The sequence below is a fragment of the Chitinophaga sp. genome (assembly GCF_035538455.1).
GTDB lineage: Bacteria > Bacteroidota > Bacteroidia > Chitinophagales > Chitinophagaceae > Chitinophaga.
Genome location: NZ_DATLKJ010000254.1, coordinates 1 through 18304 on the forward strand (window position 1 = coordinate 1; position 18304 = coordinate 18304).

Here is an 18304-nt window from a genome sequence, read left to right on the forward strand (position 1 = left end):
CAAAGATATACTACATAGGATAGCCGATCACCCTATCAATAGAATAGAAGAACTCCTTCCTCATCGTTACAAACTTGGAAAATAACCTTGGTCATACGATCTCACTGAATTTTGCAAGACGTATTTAGCCGTGGGCTTACAAAAGTATGACGCAGTGGCTGAAGTAAGAAAAATCAGGGAAGAGTTAAGCCTGAAATACTGGGGCCATCCTGATTTATTGCTGAAAGACCTGAAAGAAGCCAGGGAAAAATTTCACCTGGAACAAAAAGCCCTAAAAAAAAGCGTTAACCCTCTCAATAAACATGCAATATGATCTTGCTATATTTATAAAATCAAAAACATCTTCAGAATCTTGTATTTGTCTCATTTTATTTTTCTTTGGTAATGATATGAGTCAATACCCATTATGCACATATTTGATATAAATAAACTTTCTCCTAAAGACAAAGAACTCGTATATGAGTTCCTCGATTTTTTCATCGCTAACAGAAAAATCAAAAACGTACTCCAATAAAATAGTCGCTGGTTAAGCCCAGCGGCTATTTTATGATTAAATTACAGAAGAGTTCCCGACTCAATCGCTTTCTGTAATTCTTGGACTTTTAATTTAGGTGTGTATAAAAAATTGGCTACTCGTTTGACCCATTTCTTCCTATATCCAAAAATGCCCTTGATAATACCTACTAACGCTGAGCTCGTTGGATACCCATATTTTTCCCAACTAAAATTTGAATAATCAATCTTAAATCTATTTACAAATTCTGTTAAGAACAAATCCATATCATCATCAAATATATTAAGGTCTAAATCCAGGCTAGTATCCAAATTTAAATTATCCAAATCAGTCCTCTTAATCTTATTCTTTTTACAAAAATCAATAATAAAATCCTTTAACTCCGGTCTTATTTGTTCCATATTCTTATTTTTCAGGTTCTCCTAAACTTATTAACCAAGGCTCTATTCTTTTATATAGCCAAAACATGGGGTTTAATGTTACATCATCATAATGTTCTTGTACTTGCTCAAATGATTGCTTTCCTTCAATTATATCATTATAATAGTATCCATTATCTACGGCAAGAGACGCAAACGATAACGCCGCTGCTGTATTCCCAATAATTCTGCCACCATGTTGCCAACCTAACCTCCTCATTTGAATGGATAAAACGCTCGTATATTTATTTGCGCCTTTCATGACCATACTACGCCCATATTTCCCCACAAACCACCGTGGTAATTTATTTAAGGCGGCTTTGGGTATGTTAACGTTCAATACATAAATAGGTACACTGATATGGTTAGTAGTCGTATTAATTGTTCTAAAATTATAAAACTGATATGCAGTTGAATTTAAATCTGTATTTGCGGCACTCCCGTTTGCTTGGTTTGTATTTGGCCCTTGCGCAGTCACTGTAACCGGCTTTAAGGGAATCACCCAATTAATAGGAGCAGCCGGAGGAGCGGGAGCTGTTGAATCTCCATTAAGATCTATATATAAAATAGGGTTATTATTAGCATAATGGTAAGGTGTAAAATCTGGAACAGAATCAGTGAACCTATCAATTCTATGGAACCGTCCTATCTGCTGATCATACATCCTCGCTCCGTAATCATGCCATTCTAAACCATTTCCATCGCCGAACTCCTTATTCTGCAACTCTTTCCCATTATACTTCATCTTGTTCTCCGCATAATTTGTCCCCTTCAAGGCACTAGAAGATATTCCCGCCATTGTCAGTCCAAATGGATAGTAATGTGTTTCTTCCAGCAATGGCCCAGGGTTATGATTGACCACTATATTATCAAAGAACACATCCTGCACACTCTCATTGCTGGTATATACATAGAAGAACCCAGTTTTCCTGACTACAATCTTATCCGTTGCCAGCACCTGTAAGGCATCAGGGGAGCCTTGTACCTGTTTTACGCCGCTGTTCTCATCCACTAATTTAAACTGATCATCGAACAGTGCAAAATTAAGGTATGATTTGGGCTTGTCGGGTCTGTTCTGATCAGGATCTTTTTCTTTTAGCTGTTGATAATTGGTGCTTGTGAAGTTGGTAGTGATAGGAGAGCCGGGGCCAGAACCACTGCCATGCGCACCGTCGCTTGCGCTTCCTGGTGTAGCGAATGCCTGCAACAGCGCCGCCAGCATATCATCGGAAGATGCGTTTGAAGTACTGGCGCCCGTTGATTTATAAAAAGCTTTGGCGCCGATTTGTAAGGTATCTCCCGCCATCACCCTTAGCACCAGGGAGGGGCCGATCTTTTTGCCGCCTGCCTGTGCATTCAGCTTGGCAACGTAGTCATTGGGGCTGGTGGTGTTATCCTGCGGGTATCCTATTGGTTTAGGCGCCTTTGTATTTTCTATATTACTGAACAATGCATTCTCACGGCCAGATGCGGCTGTTTCCATAGTAGCGGCATAAGCGTTGATACCTGTTTGCTCGGACAGTACCATACGGATATTGCCCAGGTGATCTTTTACAAAGTAATCATATGCATAGCTTACAGGTTGGTTTACATTAAATGCAGCGCGTATCCTGCCTTCTTCATGACTGATAAACTTCAGCGTATCATTTTCGTATACCAGGCCGTTGATGTAATCAGTGATGATTATTTTGCCACTGCCAGTAACATCTGTTACTTTCTTCCTTAATTTATTTCCAGCTGCATCATAGGTATATTCAATATAACCCTTTCCCAGCATCGTTAAGCTATCCGGAAGATTGAGGTGGTTATACCTGTTGATGATTAACTGCTTATTCAGATCGAATTTGAGGTTGCCGTTAGGATCGTAATCATAATCCTGGTTTTCGTCATTATTTATCTCCTTGAAATCTCCCAGCTTGCTTTTGGGGTCATTTGTTTTGTCCGTAACGAAAAACAGCTTATTACTATTGGTGATGTACTTATACTTTAAGCTATCAATAGTTTTCGGAGCGGTACCATTAAGTCCTTTTTGATTCATGAAAAGGATGTTGCCATTTGCATCATAGTCAAGTCCGCTTACGGAGAAGTCAGCCTGGTCCCGCGTCCAGTTAGCGCCGTTGGCATTCTGTTGGGTGAAGTCGGCCAATGTAATGCGGTTGGTTTTGTCATAACCATAACCATAGGCCCGGCCGATGCTGTTGCTCCGGCTTTTCCATTTGGCCCCGGCTATATTGCCATTATACTGGCTGGCCTGAAAGCCGTAATCATAGCTTAATTCCTGTCCAAACCAGTTACTGTTACTACCCGGCGTATTGACAAAGTTCTTGTTGATGCCTTTCAACCATCCCCTGATATTATATTCATAGTTCAGCGTTTCCAACGGTGAAGACGTTCCGGAGATGCCCAGCTGTTTATTGCGAAGCTGTCCCAGTTCATCATAATCATTAACGGCTATTGTTCTTTCCAGACCCGTATCATCATTGATTCTTTTCTTTACGTTGATTACCCTGCCAGCATGATCATAAGACATCATCGTTAATACGGTTGCCTGAGATACCGCACTGCTGCGCTGGTTGATATGACGCAGATAAGTACTGAGTACCTTGCCGCTAAAGTCATACAACGTGGTAGTAACTTCTTTTCCCCCGGTATGGTTATCACTGATCACTTGTGCAACCCTTCCTTTATCTGTGTAATAGGTAGTGGTGGTGAGCCACTGGTCGGTATTCAGCACACGAACTTTAGTGCCGGTAACCAGTCCTTGTGTCAGATTGCTTGTTCCGGTTACGGGTTCGGCGTATGGATTGCTGCCAGCCGCTGGTTTGGAAAAGTCTCCCGCTACCGGGCTATGTACACCTGGGTAGGTATAACCATCATAGAAAGTATAGGTCAATGGCGTCAGATCAGCAGAGGAAATACCCGGTAAGGGATTGGAGACAGTGACGTCTGCCTTGCCGTTCGTTAAATTGGGGTCAATATAAGCATCTCTGTCATTATTACCGGTATCAAAACCATCTATCATGTCTACCGTATTGGTCGCCTTATATTCACTACGGTCATCTACCGATACTACTAAATCTCTGACACCTGGGAATTGATAGGAAATACTGCCGCTACCGGTGGCGGTATTCAGGCTGGTTTGCAAAGCGTCTCTGGCTGCTGCAGAATTGTATAATGCGGTTTCTATGGGTCTGTTTAGGTTATCGTAGAATGTAACCAGCCACTGATTACGCGCCTTCATATTGCCATCACGGGTGAAGGTCAGTCTGTCACGTATATCATATACCAGTTCTACTTTTGCGGCTCCCGGTACCTTTTTTTCAATCATCCGGTTACGGCCATCATAACGGTACTGGAAACACAGTTCATCTGCAACCGGGGAAAGGTTCCAGGTATTCGTAATGCGCTCCACTGCAAGCGGCGGGATCACAAAGCTGAGATTACCTATATCATCGTAGATATAGTAGGTACATAGCCATCCCATATGAGCCGTACCGGGAGCATCGGACAATTGTACTTTCTTCAGTATAATATGACCTTCCTTATCCTTGTACTCAATAGCCTGACTACTGCTTTCATCAGTGGTTACATTCTTAAGCAGCTGTCCGGCATCGTAAAAACGGGTGCTGAGTGGCAGCGGCTCTGCTACATCCCATATCCTGACAGAATCTGCAATAGTATTTGTAAGATATTGGTTTGTTACCGGGTGGTTGCCACCGTTCTTAGCCCAGCTGTTACCTGGGGCATAGGTACCTAATACCCGGTTGAGTGGCGATGATTCAAAATCTGTCTGGCTATAGAAGATACTTTCATCTTTAGCACCGGGATTAAGATTGTTATCCTGATAAAAAGCGCGTTGGCTGTTAAATGGATCTATTTTAAACTTACCGTCACTGGTATTACCAGCCTGGGGTACATAAGGCAGGTACTTATATTGTTCCCGGCCAAATTCATCATACACCACCGGCGTTACTATATCTTTCCCGGTACCGCTTATACCCTTGTTTATCATTTGTATTGGCCGCCCCAATCCATCAAAGTATTGCGTAGATTGCTTTACCTCTGATACGGTGCGGTTTGGATCAACTATTGTAGCCGGGTCACTGGTGGGCATGGATGGCTCCCAGGTACGGATATAGTTAATTGTAGGCGCTGTATAAGCACCAGGGATTGTTGCCGGCGTCGCACCAGGCTTATTGTTATTTACCGGTATGTTCTGTGCGTTAGCGCGGGTTATTCCAAACAATAAACCTGTTAGCATCGTTAATCTAAACCAGGTATTAAGGTAAAAGGGAGTCATGTAAATTATTTTGAAAACGGGTTAAAGCCATTCGAACTTAAAAAGGTTAGTTAACAAATCTCTATAGGCAGCTTATTTAATTTAATCATTCACACAATTGCTACAGAGATGCACGAGTATCCAGAGATGGTCGTCAAACCAATGTCCATAGGCACAAAATCCGATCGAAAGATAGTGATTTTTCATGAATAACAACTTCAATCCATTTCCGGCAACCCGCCAATAGATACATAATGGGGGGATCAGGTGTTATCGTCTTTTGTCTGTAGTGGCGGGGTTGAATGGTATCAGGTTAAACATCGCCTTCATTCTGCTGCGTAACCGGTTACCGTAGGTGTCTTCGAGTTCCTGGCTGTTGAGATTGGTGGTAACATGGGTGAGCATCTTATGAGAAATCAGCAGATCATACCGGGATAAGAGTATTTCGCCCATGACGTTACAGTTATTGCCCCAATAGTTTACTGTTTGTTCCAGTCCCAAATCATCAAAGCAGTGTATCCTGGGAACGCTGGTATACGGGAAAAAAGCATTGCAGCTGTAGCGACTGATAACGTCGTACCCGATCTTGCCAAACTCGAAACTGATTCCCCTGCAGGATACCATATGCGGCCGGTAAGATTCTGTAGATAAGGATCGCATCAGGTTGATGAGGGAGGTTTTGCCGCATCCGATTTTCCCGGTAAGCAGTATCCCTTTATGCAGGTCGATTCCTTCAGCAGTAGCGACTGGCTGGTCCCGGAGAAAATAGGCCAGCAGTTTGATGACCACTGGCCGGTCTATGTCTTCAATGTGGAAGGTCGGCCCGTATACATCTTTCCCGTGTTCTTCCAGTTGCTGCATTAGCAGGTAGTAATCATAGGGGGTCTGAATAGCTTTTGTCTTCATTGACGTGGAGCCGTCCTGCTCCAGTTGCTGGTTTGGTATGTTTGTCATGATGCGCTGGTTTTGATGGGTGAATGTTCAGTATCCATTTATGGGCGGCAGCCTGCCAGTCGGTGATCAGTGTTTTGCTGCCCTGCCGCCAGCCATTGGCCTGGTAGTGGTGAAAAAATTTGCCTGCTTCCACCTCCGGGTACTTTTCGGCGCTAAAGAATTCCTGCACCTGGGACAACTTGGGAAGAATCCGCGCGGCGCCGGGTGCATCTTTTTCCGCGCCGGGTGCATCCTGATCGTGCGGGAGGTTTTCAGTTTCATTTTTATTTTTTTTTGTTGGGGGCGGGAGCCTGTTTTCTCCCCCACGTTTATTATTGTTTATATGTTTATTAAAGTGGCCCACTTTTGGGCCTGTATGTGGCCCGGAATTGGGCCACATGTCGGGCTCATTATCGGGCCTCCTATGTGGCCCAGTTTTGAGCAGGTTATGTGGCTCAATTTTGGGCCTCATGGTACCGGTCTTTTCATGCTGAAACAGCAACAGCTGTTCAGGTTGAGGATCTGCGATAAAATCGGCCAGGGGAATGATGGACACGTAACTCGCGGCATAAGCCTGCCGTGCCTGTTCGTAGATGATGTAACGGCAACTATCCAGGTGCTTCAGGCAACGTACATAGGTACTCCGGGAGCCGATGCAGGAAAGGCTCATGACTTCTTCGCGCAGGATGGGAAAAGGATTCTGGAAACGATGATAGTTCCATACCTGAAACAATGCCAGGTACAGGCTTACATGATTGGCCTGCAGGCGCGTTTCTTTCCGAACCAGTGCGAAAAAGGCATTCAGGTGCCGGATGTAGTTAGTGTGGGCTGCGGGCGCCGGCATCAGGAACGCTTAACTGTTTTCCTGGAGCCTTCCATCAGTTTGATGATGTCGTCATACTCGTAGAAGATGATGCCGCCGATTTTGGTAAAGGAGATCGTACCCTTGATACGCATACTTTGAAGAGTGCCGATAGAGATACCGAGCATGTCGCGGACTTTGTGGGATTTAAGCCATTTGCGGGACTGGACGACTGGCGCATGGACCAGTTCACGTAACTCCTGGAATAGTTCTGTTTTGAAGATCGCCAGATCTTCCCGGGTTAGGATTTCTGCTGCCATATGGGTTAGGTTTGTTTGTTATAGCAGCAAAAGAAAAAATAATAACTATGCAAGAACAGTGGCAGGGGTTGTACAACCCCCTGTAACTATTTGATTATTAAGAAGAAGAATTTGGAATATTTATTTTTACAATATTAGAATCAGCGTGTAAGAATGAAAACAGCATTATTAAAAAAAGCAGGCGAGTACAAGACAGGCAACAACGTTTAACCCTTTGCGTGATTGATTAACCAGTTTCATCAGGATATCACGTACCGACTTGGATACTGCGGCACTGCCGTTATAAAAATTATTTCGCAGGCTGCTGGGGGATATACTGCCTTGCTTTACAGAGGTAAAGAAACAGGAAAAGAAATCCAGCACTTCTCCCCTGTTTTTGTTAAGAAAAAAGCCATTATCGAACAGCAATTTCAGCATGTTTGCCAGCTGAGGAACAGAGAATGCTGTTTGAACCTTAAAGCCTTTCCTCCGGCTGAATTCATTGGGAAGGTAAGTCCCGTCCGATGCTGCGTAAGTCTCTTTGTGGTAAGCTATTTCTTCTGACAGCCACGATTGTATTTTGTTTTGAAGGGAGGGTTGTAACATATTGTATGCTAATGCAGGCTTCACGAAAGCCTGATTAACTATCTTTTGCAGGTAACTCAGCCTATCCAGTTTTTCCCGAAAAGCAGGAAGGTTCTGCAATTCTGTTGTTGTGATGCTCATCCAATATTCAAAGTAATGAAAGCTGTTGAAGTTGATACACAGCAAGAGACCATGGAGTTTTTCGGATAGTTCCATCTTTTCTTCATGGGCATCCAGCAAAATAAATAATTGTTTATTCATTTCCGTTAAGTAATGGAGCTGCCGATAAGTAATCTTAGATGCCAGATAATTTTCGTCCAACAACCCGAGGAACGGCATGAATATAATTTTCTGCAACTGTTCATCCACATCTGATGAAATAAAGCCCTCTTTTAGTAGTTTTTCATCCTGTTCGAACTTGCGCTGTGCTTTTAACAGGTAGCAAGGAGGGATCTTGCAGTCAATATTTAAATACCTTTCATACATCTGTTCGAAATAGGTCAGCAGCGTCGTGAGATTATCGTAAGTGATTTTGTAAAGATCCGGCCAGCCCTTACCTCCTGCTACGAAAGCACCCAGAAGACTTTCGGCATCCAGGTGCTTCGCCACCTGATCCATCAGCATCACCAAACGCTGCTGACTCTGTTGGACAAGCCAGCAGACCTGCTCTTCACTTTCAAGATCATGCAGGCTGTTTGGGATGCCTTCGACGATGCCCCATTTTTCATTGACGATCCTGCTAACTGCTTCCGCAAAGAAATGTTCATCAGGTTGCTGTTGATTATGCGATGCCTGCTGCAGGTCAACATGGATAAATTTCTCCAAAGAAGAAAATGAATAATGCTGTTGCATATTGTAGGGTTTTAAAATATGGAATGGGCTACAAATACTTTAGTGCAAACAGATTAGAGCAAGAAGGGGTCATTCAAACAGTTTTGACAATCATTTGGAATGACGACACTATAGATAGTGTATCTATAAGGTCTGCAATAAAAGTCATTGCGTGCTAAAAGGATGTTAATCAGTCGTTAATCATACTATCAAGGCAAACGGGCATTGTTGCCTGTCCACCTTGATAAGTTATGCTATAACCGCTACAATGGGAAACCCTATCAAATAAGCATAAACGAGTACAAAATAATTAATAGCAGAGATGCCTATACGTTTTTAAACGGCTCGGACCGGGCTTTGACCAGGGCTTTAATCTACCGGAGAAATGCCTCTACCAGCTGCTGATCTATTCCTGTAAAATGGCAGAATTCGATCACTGTTATCATATCTCCCCTCTTTTTCCCGTTGACCCGCCTGACCTGTTGCAGGATTTTCCTGGCTGTGCGCTCGCTCCTGCCGGTAATATTCATGACGTCCTTTGCATAGATCACTATGCGATTAGGAACTATTTTCTGCGAAAATGGCATAATCGGAATGGAAATTTTTCTGAATGAAAATGCCGGCTTAGGTTTGGTGTGGTTACCAACAAAGTTACTACATCCTGCGCAGATGTGAGCCTAACGGGCTTGGCTATGTAAACAGCCTTTTTTTATTATTCAAATCATTTTTATATGGCAAGACAAATGGGAATAATTCCCTTGAAAGGAACCATCGGCAATATCACATTCTATAAGTCGAAAGCCGGACACCTGGCACGTGAGAAAGGTGGCGTGGAAGCAGCCCGTATCGCAACAGATCCTGCGTTTATCCGTACACGTGAGAACGGAGCGGAGTTCGGCCGTGCCGGCAAAGCGAGCAGGTTACTGCGAACTTCACTTCGTACGCTGTTGCTGCAAATAAGGGACAGCTATATCGCATCACGTCTTTCAAGTGCGATGGTCAAGGTGATCCAGGCGGATGCCACCAATGCCCGCGGAGAGCGTAATGTGATTGATGGTGAAGCGGAACTGCTGAAGGGCTTTGAGTTCAATGGAAACAGCCCGCTGACCAGTACACTTTATGCACCCTTTACGCCGGCAATAGACCGTGCGGCCGGGGTATTGAAGGTAGACGTACCAGCATTTGTACCAGGCAGCATGGTAGCGGCACCTCCCGGAGCTACACATCTTAAGATGTATGTTGCCGGGGTGGAAATTGATTTCGAAGGTGGCACTTTTATTAATGGGATTGCCGCGAGTGGAGAGCTACCTATTGATGAGACGCTTACGGCTCCGATAAACCTGGCCGTTAATGTAACGGCCAATAGTGCAAAGCCGTTGTTTCTGGCGCTGGGCATTGCGTTTTATCAACGTGTCAATGGAAAGATGTATGACCTGAAAAATGGGGCGTACAATGCATTGGCACTGGTTGACATCTCCGGTGCTCCGGCAACGCCCAATCCGTAATCACCGGTGGTTAGACCACTGTTTAAATCGTTTCCCGGCTAAGGTGTGGTTACCTCTGGGATTTGTTTGGTGTAAAGGCACCCGTTTGTAACGGGTGCCTTTTTTCATTCCATGATGGACTGAATTTTCAACTATGATAAAGGCAGACAGTATATGCATTGCTTACTGTCTGCCTTTGCTTATTGATATATTACTTACCTGGTGGTATAACCACCATTGGCGAAAATAGTCTGACCGGTGATCCACCAGCCGTCTGTTACCAGGAATTCAACCAGTGGCGCAATATCTTTGATATTGGTCAGTCCGCCGAGTGCAGAAGCGGCTGTGTGATAGGAAACGGAATCTTTTGTTTCCGCCGGGTAGAAGAAAGGCGTATCCATGGGGCCAGGCGCTACGGCTGTAACGGAGATACCCCTTGCACCGAACTCTTTGGAAGCAGCCCTTGTGAAATGCTCTACCGGCGATTTTGCACCGGCGTAAGTGGAGTACAGACCTGTATAGGCAGCCAGCAGTGAAGTAACGATTGTGCATACCTTACCGTTATCGTTCAGTTTTTTACCGGCTTCCTGCAGGAAGAAGTAAGCGGCTTTGGAATTAACGGCAAACATGGTATCATATTCAGCTTCGGTGGTTTCCACAAAAGGTTTCTTCAACACCATACCTACCGTGTTCACAGCAATGTCGATCCCCCCTAACGTTGCAACCGCTTCATCAAAGAATTTCGTCACGTTCGCTACTTTGGTGAGATCCCCCTGGAACAGGAATGCTTTGGCGCCGGCAGCCTTTACGTCTGCCAGCGTTTTCTCTGCATCCACCCTGGCGCCTTCGCTGTTATAATGTATTGCCAGGTTAGCTCCTTTCTCTGCAAAGGAACGGCTCAGTAATCCGCCGAGGTTCTTGGCGCCGCCAGCGATCAGTACAACTTTCCCTTTTAAATCATTTCTTGCCATAATAATAGGTTTATTTGAAGTGATGTGAAGGTAAGTGCAGTTGTTTCTCCGGATGTGGTGAACTTTTCAGTTTTTATGCCGGTGATTGTTTCAGCTGATGCAGGCTTTTTCTGTATTCCTTTGGCGTAATGCCTTTCATGCGTTTGAAGAGTCTGTTGAAATGGGTGGTATGGTTGAATCCTGCCCTGGATGCAAGTTCTGAGATATTCATCTCCTTCTCCTGCATCAGCCGGCATGCGTAGCTGATACGAAGCTCATTTACAAAATCCACGAAAGATTGTTGTGTTCTGCTTTTAAAGAAACGACAGAAAGAATAGGTATTCAATGATGCAACAGCAGCAATCTCGCTAAGTGGTATCTCGCGGCGGAAGTTGCGGAAAATATATTTGAATACAGCTCCCATCCGGGTCTGATCTTTATCCTTGTAGAGGTTTTCGTAATTGTTGCTGGCGAGCAGCCGGTATTCTTTTGCATCCATCATCAGTACGATCAGTTCCATAAAGGAACTGGCCCGCCGCATTCCTTCTTCTGCAAGTAGTTGCTTCATCAGCGCGACGATGGCCTCTTTACAGGAACCGTAGAATTGTATGCCACGGCGTGCTTTCTGCAACCAGGCATCCAGCTGTGCGATATTCCCGAAGGGCGCCAGGCTGCCGGCGAGTAGCTGCGGCTGTATGTACATGGCCAGCGAACGTGCCTGTAGTTTACGTTTCTGCTTGAAATATCTCTCTTCATTATACCATACATGCGGTACATTCGAGCCTACAAACGTCAGTTCCCCGCTTTCAAAATATTCTACATTGTCGCCAATGATGCGGCGGCCCGAACTTTCCATCACGTACACCAGCTGGCAGGCTTCATGAAAATGGAACTCCGTATCAAAGGCCGGCCGGTTGATCTCCTTTACAAGAAAGAGCTTACCTCTCATCAGGTTGTCTTCCGGTGTTGCTAAAATTGGCTTCATTTTGTGCGATATGGCGATTAATTTAGTGAATAAAGTCAATATTGTGCTGAAATAAGTCAACTTTACCTGTAAATCACATCGTTCTGTCCGGTAATTTCACCTTTCGATCAAAATCGCTCTATACATGTATATCCGTAACATATTCTGTATTTTCCTGTGTCTCATTGCATCCTTACAACTGAAGGCGCAGCAATCCACTCCTGCCTCTGTACTCAATGATTTTATGGCGCAGCGCTTCGGCATGTTCATTCACTGGGGGCCGGTGACGCTGCGTGGCACGGAAATCGGCTGGAGCCGTGGCTCTGGTGTGCCTACCGCTGAATACGATCAGCTATACAAGGAATTCAACCCTGTACTGTTTGATGCAGACAACTGGGCAAAAACCGCCAGGAAAGCTGGTATGAAGTATCTTACCATTACGGCCAAGCACCACGACGGGTTCTGCCTGTGGCCTACTGCCTTCTCTGATTATAACATTATGCACACACCCTTCAAAAGGGATATAGTGGGAGAACTGGCGGCAGCATGCAAACGCGAGGGCATCCTGTTCTGTATCTACTTCACGGTTCTTGACTGGCATGACCCCGATTATACCGGGGACGCAAAGACGTTTGTACAAAGGATGAAGAATGAACTGAAAGAGCTCATTACCAACTATCATCCCTACATGTTGTGGTTCGACGGAAACTGGGAACAGCCGTGGAAACAGGAGTACGGGGCAGAGATATACAGTTATATAAAAAGCCTTGATAAAGATGTGATCATCAACAACCGCCTCGGCAAAGGTAAACACACAGAGCTGGGAGCAGGCACTGTAGGAGATTATGCTACACCTGAACAATTCATTGGCGCGCTGAACATGAACATACCGTGGGAGTCCTGCATCACTATCTGTCAGCAGTGGTCGTGGAAACCCAATGACGCGATGAAGTCGCTGAGGACCTGTATTCAGACACTCGTGAAAACGGCTGCCAGCAATGGTAACCTGCTCTTTAACATTGGTCCTATGCCTGATGGCCGTATAGAGCAACGGCAGGTTAGCCGTCTCGAAGAAATGGGCAGCTGGCTGAATAAATATGGCGAAAGCATTTACGGTACCAAAGGCGGCCCCTTCACCCCTGACAGTATCTTTGCCACTACGCGCAAAGGGAATACGCTATATCTTCACGTTTTTGACCATCAGAAAGATACGCTGACACTTCCTCCTCTTGGCAAACTGAAAGTCAGGAAAGCAGCTTTCATCAAAGGGGAGGCTGTTGTATTTACATCCGGTGCAGCAGGCACTACCATCCGTTTACCTGCAGCATTACCAGATTCCATATGTTCCGTGATCGCGTTGGAACTGAACGGCAACGCAGAAGCCTTACCTGTTATAAAGAAATGATGTGCCGGACCACCAGTATTTGTAGTATGATTCCTCATGGGTAGTAATCATACTACAAATTTATTTAAGTAGAATTCCTAACATTGCAACAGACAAATTTAACCTTACGGTAAATTTGAAATTATTAACTTAGCGCCATATCTTTCTATAGACCTCAGTACCGAAAAACCTGATTGTAATTAAAACAAAGTGACCATGAAAAACCGTCATGCAGATCCGTTCATGCAACTACAATTATTACAGACACCATTGATTAAAAGCTCATAACCACGTCGAGTTTGTAATCACTATATTAAAACCTCATGCGACAAGCGTGACCAGGGAAAGTATTATCGTGTATAAACCAGGGGGAGCTAATCTCCCCGATATTCCGCGACTATAATCAACCCTCATCGCCATGAAATCCATCTACACGCATACGGCTGAGCAGCTGTATCTTTTGCATGCGCACCAAATCCAGGATCTGTAAGCAATTCGAACATCCGACATGCCATATCCGTTTCCTCAAAAGGGAAGCATAGGGTTTGCATTGCTATCCGGCAAGCAAACAATATCCCTTACTGCACGCGATCCTTTTTATTAATCATCAAATACAGTAACATGAAAAACCCTGACCCTAAGACAATGAAACCGTACATCACCTCCCAGCACATCATGCATCCCGAAGGTATAGCATCATCTGTGCCCGTATCCTCCGATGACACTTACTGGTCATTCGACAGACTGAAGAATGTAGCTGACTGGTTTTCCGCACAACGGGGAAACGATACAGCAGTATGTGCCGGCGAGCAAACCATCACCTACGCAGAACTGGATGACCGCAGTAATCAGCTTGCCCGTTACCTTCTTGCAAAAGGCACTAAACAGCATGACCTGATACCAGTGTGCATGGAAAAATCCATCGACCTTATCGTTAGCATACTGGGTGTTGTTAAGGCAGGAGCAGCCTATGTTCCTGTGAGTCCGGCCAATCCGGGGAAGCGGATCAGTTATATACTGAAAGACACCGCCGCGCCAATCGTCCTCACCAACAACACCGGCATACATCTCTTCAGCGACGAACCATGCGTGGAAGTGATACAGCTTGACAAAGTTCTCCCGGAGGTTATGAAACTCCCCACAGAACATCCGCAGCTAAATATTTCACCGGATGACCTGGTATATGTGATCTATACTTCCGGTTCTACAGGTACCCCTAAAGGTGTGATGATTACACATGGCTCACTCACCAACCTGATCACCTGGCATAATGAGAAATTCGGTGTATCTACCCACAGTAAGCTGTCTTCTACAGCCGGTATCGGTTTCGACATTTGCGTATGGGAGATCTGGTCTTCGCTGACTTCGGGCGCCACTTTATTCCTGACAGATAACGATACACGTACTGATGCGGCTTTGCTGTTTCAATATTTCAGCGACCATCAGGTTACACATGCATTTGTACCAGCTGTGCTGACAGCTGAATTTGTGGATCATAGCCGGCATAAAATATCCAGCCTGCAACATGTGTTTACTGCCGGAGAACAGATGAAGCCCGTGAGCACCGTCGGGCTGCCATACACACTGACAGACTATTACGGTCCTACCGAAACCACGATCTTCAGCACCTGTAATATCTTACCGGGTAATAATGAACACTATGTGTCCTCTATCGGCAGGCCAGTTGCCAATACGCAGGTGTATATTCTCAGCCCGTTGCTGGAGCATCTTCCTGCAGGTGCTGCCGGGGAACTGTGCATCGCGGGTGCAGGACTCGCGAAAGGCTATCTCAACAACGAAGCGCTCACCAACGAGAAATTCGTGTTGCTCGACAACGGCGGTATCAAAGGCACACGGATCTATCGAACCGGCGACCTTGCGCGCTGGCTTCCTGATGGCCGCATACAATATCTCGGCAGAATGGACGACCAGGCCAAGATCAGGGGATACCGCATAGAGCCGGGCGAAATAGCTGCGGTACTCACCAGGATACCGGCTATCAAACAGGCTGAGGTTATTGTTTATGAACAACGTGCCGGCAACAAACAACTGATCGCCTTTATCGTATCATCTGCAGCATCAGACGAAAAAACGATGATTAGTCAGGCAAAGGAACAGCTTCAGAAAGAACTGCCTGCATACATGATCCCGTCCGTTATCCTGGCGGTGGAAAAGATCCCGCACACAGAAAACGGTAAAACCGATAAGGCAGCGCTGGCCGCAATAGTACGGCAGCGGGTGGTTGACGACCATAACATCGTGGCGCCCGCCAGTGAATATGAAAAAGTGATTGCAGAAATATGGGGGGACGTGCTGGGCAGAGATGTTATTTCTGTTACAGAAGATTTCTTTGAAGCCGGCGGTCATTCCGTGATGGTGGCTAAAGTACGGGTAAGGGTATCTGCTACACTGAGCATCAAAATGTATACGAGGGACTTATATGAGTACAGGACCGTAAGGAGCCTCGCAGATATGCTCACAGAACGACAGGCCGCAGAAACCAATGCCGGCACTGAACATGAGCGGGAGCCCATTAAAGAGCTGAAAGATGATATATGGTTACCGGAAGACATTATGCTGAACGGAACCTTCGATACCTCCCTGTTGCAACAACAGCGCAATGTATTTCTCACAGGCGTTACTGGATTTGTAGGTATACATCTGCTGGCAGAGTTGTTACAGCAAACTACTGCTAATGTATACTGCCTGGTCAGGTCTGACAATGAATACAATGCTATCAGCAGGATAAAAGACTGTTTTGAAACATATTATATCAAGCTTCCTGCGGAGGCAGCAAGCCGGATTATACCGGTACCTGGCGATCTCACACAACCTTTGCTGGGTATGTCTCCCGGCCGGTTCGATCAGCTTGCGCGGGAAGTGGATGTTATCTATCATTCCGGCAGCTCTGTGAATTTCATTGAACCATACTCCTATATGAAACATCCTAACGTAGATGGCATGCGTGAAATAGTACGACTGGCAGCGCAGCATAAAACGAAATGCATCTCGTTGATGTCTACCATCTCCGTATACAGCTGGGGGCATTTGTTCACCGGTAAAACATCGGTGATGGAGAACGATGATATTCATGAAAACCTCGACGCGGTAATTACCGACATCGGGTATGTGAGAAGCAAATGGGTGATGGAGGGGATCGCAGATCTGGCTATAGCGCTGGGCATTCCTGTGATGATATTCCGGTTGGGTTATGCCACCTGCAACAGCCAGACCGGTGTTAACGCCGCTTATCAGTGGTGGGGCGGCCTCGTAAAAACCTGTATCAAACACGGTTGCTATCCTGCCCTTGATAAACTGCGCGAAGGTCTTACCACTGTGGATTATATGGTGAGCGCCGTGGTACATATTACGCAACAACAGGCTGCCATCGGCAAGCGATTTAACCTGATTCCTTCACCAGAGAAAAACCTAACCCTGATGCAGTTCTTTGAACGGCTGAATGAATACTATGGCTTTAATCTCTGCAGTGTTCCTTATCACGACTGGCTCTCGTTCTGGGACAAGAACCAACATGCCCCACTGTTTCCTTTGCTCAGTCTTTTCAAGGACAATATGTTCAATGGTCAATCTACAGTTGAGCTGTACCAGCATACTTATCTATGGGATTGCCGCAACACGCAGCAATTCCTGGAAGGTAGCGGCATACAGGAACCGGAGTTCAATAAAGAAGTGATGGACAGGTATATGAAGCGACTGGGGATTAGTATGTAATACTTGGTAAATTGGGAGAAATGGAGCGGGGGACCATCCGGTATGGATGGTCCTCATTGTTTCAGCAATAGTCATTATCAGGTACGTGGTTGTGGAGAACTGACTTTTGCTGATTGAATCTTTTTACGGTTCTTTACACTCAATATTCGGTCAGTATTAATACAATCTATTATAATGAAAAAAGTATTTACAACTGTAGTCTTATCTTGTTTAATTCTTCCTCTTTTTGCACAAAACCGTTGGGTTGATAACGGGAACATCGGTATTGGCACTATAACACCTCCGTACAAGCTTTCCATCTGGGAAACTGATGTTACCAAGTTTAATATGATAGGGATGCAGCATACGGGCATACCCAATTCCCTGTTCCTGATCGGCGCTGCGGATAATAACTATCCTGTTCTGGCACAGCGCAACGGCAATGTGATAGAAAGTTATACTGACCTGCATCTGGGTGCGGCCCTTACCGGTAAAATATTCTTTGAAACAGCAAGAGGCGGCAGCGAGGCGCCGATCAGGATGGTAATTGCCAATAACGGGTATGTTGGTATAGGCACGTTGTCTCCATATACCAAACTGGATGTGAGCGGTTATGCCAGGTTTGGAGCGGCAGGATTGGGTTATACCATGCATGGCGAGGGGAACGCGCAAGCAGCAGGATGGGTTGGATTTTATAAGGCAGACAATACCCGCCTGGGATACATTGGCTCATCGGCAAGCGACATGTACTATGTAGCAGAGAATAATGCCAGGCACGTATTTACGGGAGGCCACGTATGGATTGCAACTCCGGATGCGGAATTTGTAGTAAACGGAAAGGTTACCGCGAAAAGGGTAAGAGTAACCCAGGCTATGCCGTGGCCGGATTTCGTTTTTGAGAAAAACTATACCTTACCATCTCTGTATGACGTTGAAAATTACATCAATCAAAACAAGCACCTGCCAGATATTCCATCTCAACAGGAAGTTGCAGCAGAGGGTATTGACCTCGGAGAGATGAACAGAAAACTGTTACAGAAAGTGGAAGAACTGACGCTATATATTATCGAGCTTAAAAAGGAAAGTGCTAAACAATCGGCCCGTATTGAGGAGCTGGAAAAAGCCGTTGACCTTTAAATTGTGATTTAG

Annotated in this window: 14 protein-coding genes; 5 read left to right on the forward strand and 9 right to left on the reverse strand. The window is 45.3% G+C overall.

Annotated features, from left to right (window positions below; translation table 11 throughout):
- Nucleotides 1-154: 154 nt before the first annotated feature.
- Complete coding sequence (locus VM802_RS29460) at nucleotides 155-313, forward strand: hypothetical protein (protein ID WP_325537586.1); 159 nt, start codon at nucleotides 155-157, stop codon at nucleotides 311-313.
- A gap of 242 nt (nucleotides 314-555) precedes the next feature.
- Here the strand turns inward: VM802_RS29460 and VM802_RS29465 are convergent, their stop codons facing one another.
- The 7 genes from VM802_RS29465 to VM802_RS29495 all read right to left on the reverse strand — a co-directional run bounded on the left by VM802_RS29465 (nucleotide 556) and on the right by VM802_RS29495 (nucleotide 9249).
- A complete protein-coding gene (locus VM802_RS29465; RefSeq protein WP_325537588.1) occupies nucleotides 556-915 on the reverse strand; it encodes a DUF1493 family protein in 360 nt (119 codons plus the stop codon).
- Between the two features lie 4 nt (nucleotides 916-919).
- Entirely contained in the window at nucleotides 920-5233 is a 4314-nt protein-coding gene (locus tag VM802_RS29470; RefSeq protein WP_325537590.1) for a DUF6443 domain-containing protein, read from the reverse strand.
- Between the two features lie 249 nt (nucleotides 5234-5482).
- Entirely contained in the window at nucleotides 5483-6166 is a 684-nt protein-coding gene (locus VM802_RS29475; RefSeq protein WP_325537592.1) for a hypothetical protein, read from the reverse strand.
- A complete protein-coding gene (locus tag VM802_RS29480; RefSeq protein WP_325537594.1) occupies nucleotides 6087-6989 on the reverse strand; it encodes a hypothetical protein in 903 nt (300 codons plus the stop codon). Before VM802_RS29480 ends, VM802_RS29475 begins: the two co-directional genes overlap by 80 nt.
- The gene (locus VM802_RS29485) at nucleotides 6989-7267 is read right to left on the reverse strand and encodes a helix-turn-helix domain-containing protein (RefSeq protein ID WP_325537596.1); all 279 of its coding nucleotides are present in this window, start codon (nucleotides 7265-7267) and stop codon (nucleotides 6989-6991) included. Before VM802_RS29485 ends, VM802_RS29480 begins: the two co-directional genes overlap by 1 nt.
- A 168-nt stretch (nucleotides 7268-7435) precedes the next feature.
- Nucleotides 7436-8683: a PITH superfamily-containing protein gene (locus VM802_RS29490; RefSeq protein WP_325537598.1), complete on the reverse strand. Its 1248-nt coding sequence runs from the start codon at nucleotides 8681-8683 to the stop codon at nucleotides 7436-7438.
- 353 nt (nucleotides 8684-9036) lie between these two features.
- A complete protein-coding gene (locus VM802_RS29495; protein WP_325537600.1) occupies nucleotides 9037-9249 on the reverse strand; it encodes a hypothetical protein in 213 nt (70 codons plus the stop codon).
- A 144-nt stretch (nucleotides 9250-9393) separates the two neighbouring features.
- Here VM802_RS29495 and VM802_RS29500 point away from each other — a divergent pair, with 144 nt between their 5' ends.
- On the forward strand, nucleotides 9394-10167 hold the full coding sequence (locus VM802_RS29500) for a hypothetical protein (RefSeq protein ID WP_325537602.1): 774 nt from the start codon (nucleotides 9394-9396) through the stop codon (nucleotides 10165-10167).
- Between the two features lie 194 nt (nucleotides 10168-10361).
- Here VM802_RS29500 and VM802_RS29505 read toward each other — a convergent pair whose 3' ends face one another.
- Both VM802_RS29505 and VM802_RS29510 read right to left on the reverse strand, forming a co-directional pair.
- Nucleotides 10362-11117 carry an SDR family oxidoreductase gene (locus VM802_RS29505; RefSeq protein WP_325537604.1) on the reverse strand — a complete coding sequence of 252 codons (756 nt, stop codon included), beginning with the start codon at nucleotides 11115-11117 and terminating at the stop codon, nucleotides 10362-10364.
- Between the two features lie 73 nt (nucleotides 11118-11190).
- On the reverse strand, nucleotides 11191-12081 hold the full coding sequence (locus VM802_RS29510; protein WP_325537606.1) for an AraC family transcriptional regulator: 891 nt from the start codon (nucleotides 12079-12081) through the stop codon (nucleotides 11191-11193).
- Nucleotides 12082-12205: 124 nt separating this feature from the next.
- Between VM802_RS29510 and VM802_RS29515 the strand changes: the two genes are divergently transcribed.
- The 3 genes from VM802_RS29515 to VM802_RS29525 all read left to right on the forward strand — a co-directional run bounded on the left by VM802_RS29515 (nucleotide 12206) and on the right by VM802_RS29525 (nucleotide 18292).
- Entirely contained in the window at nucleotides 12206-13465 is a 1260-nt protein-coding gene (locus VM802_RS29515) for an alpha-L-fucosidase (protein WP_325537608.1), read from the forward strand.
- A gap of 600 nt (nucleotides 13466-14065) precedes the next feature.
- Entirely contained in the window at nucleotides 14066-17176 is a 3111-nt protein-coding gene (locus VM802_RS29520; RefSeq protein WP_325537610.1) for a non-ribosomal peptide synthetase family protein, read from the forward strand.
- Between the two features lie 174 nt (nucleotides 17177-17350).
- Nucleotides 17351-18292, forward strand: coding sequence for a hypothetical protein (locus VM802_RS29525; RefSeq protein ID WP_325537612.1), 942 nt, complete (start codon nucleotides 17351-17353; stop codon nucleotides 18290-18292).
- Nucleotides 18293-18304 lie beyond the last annotated feature (12 nt).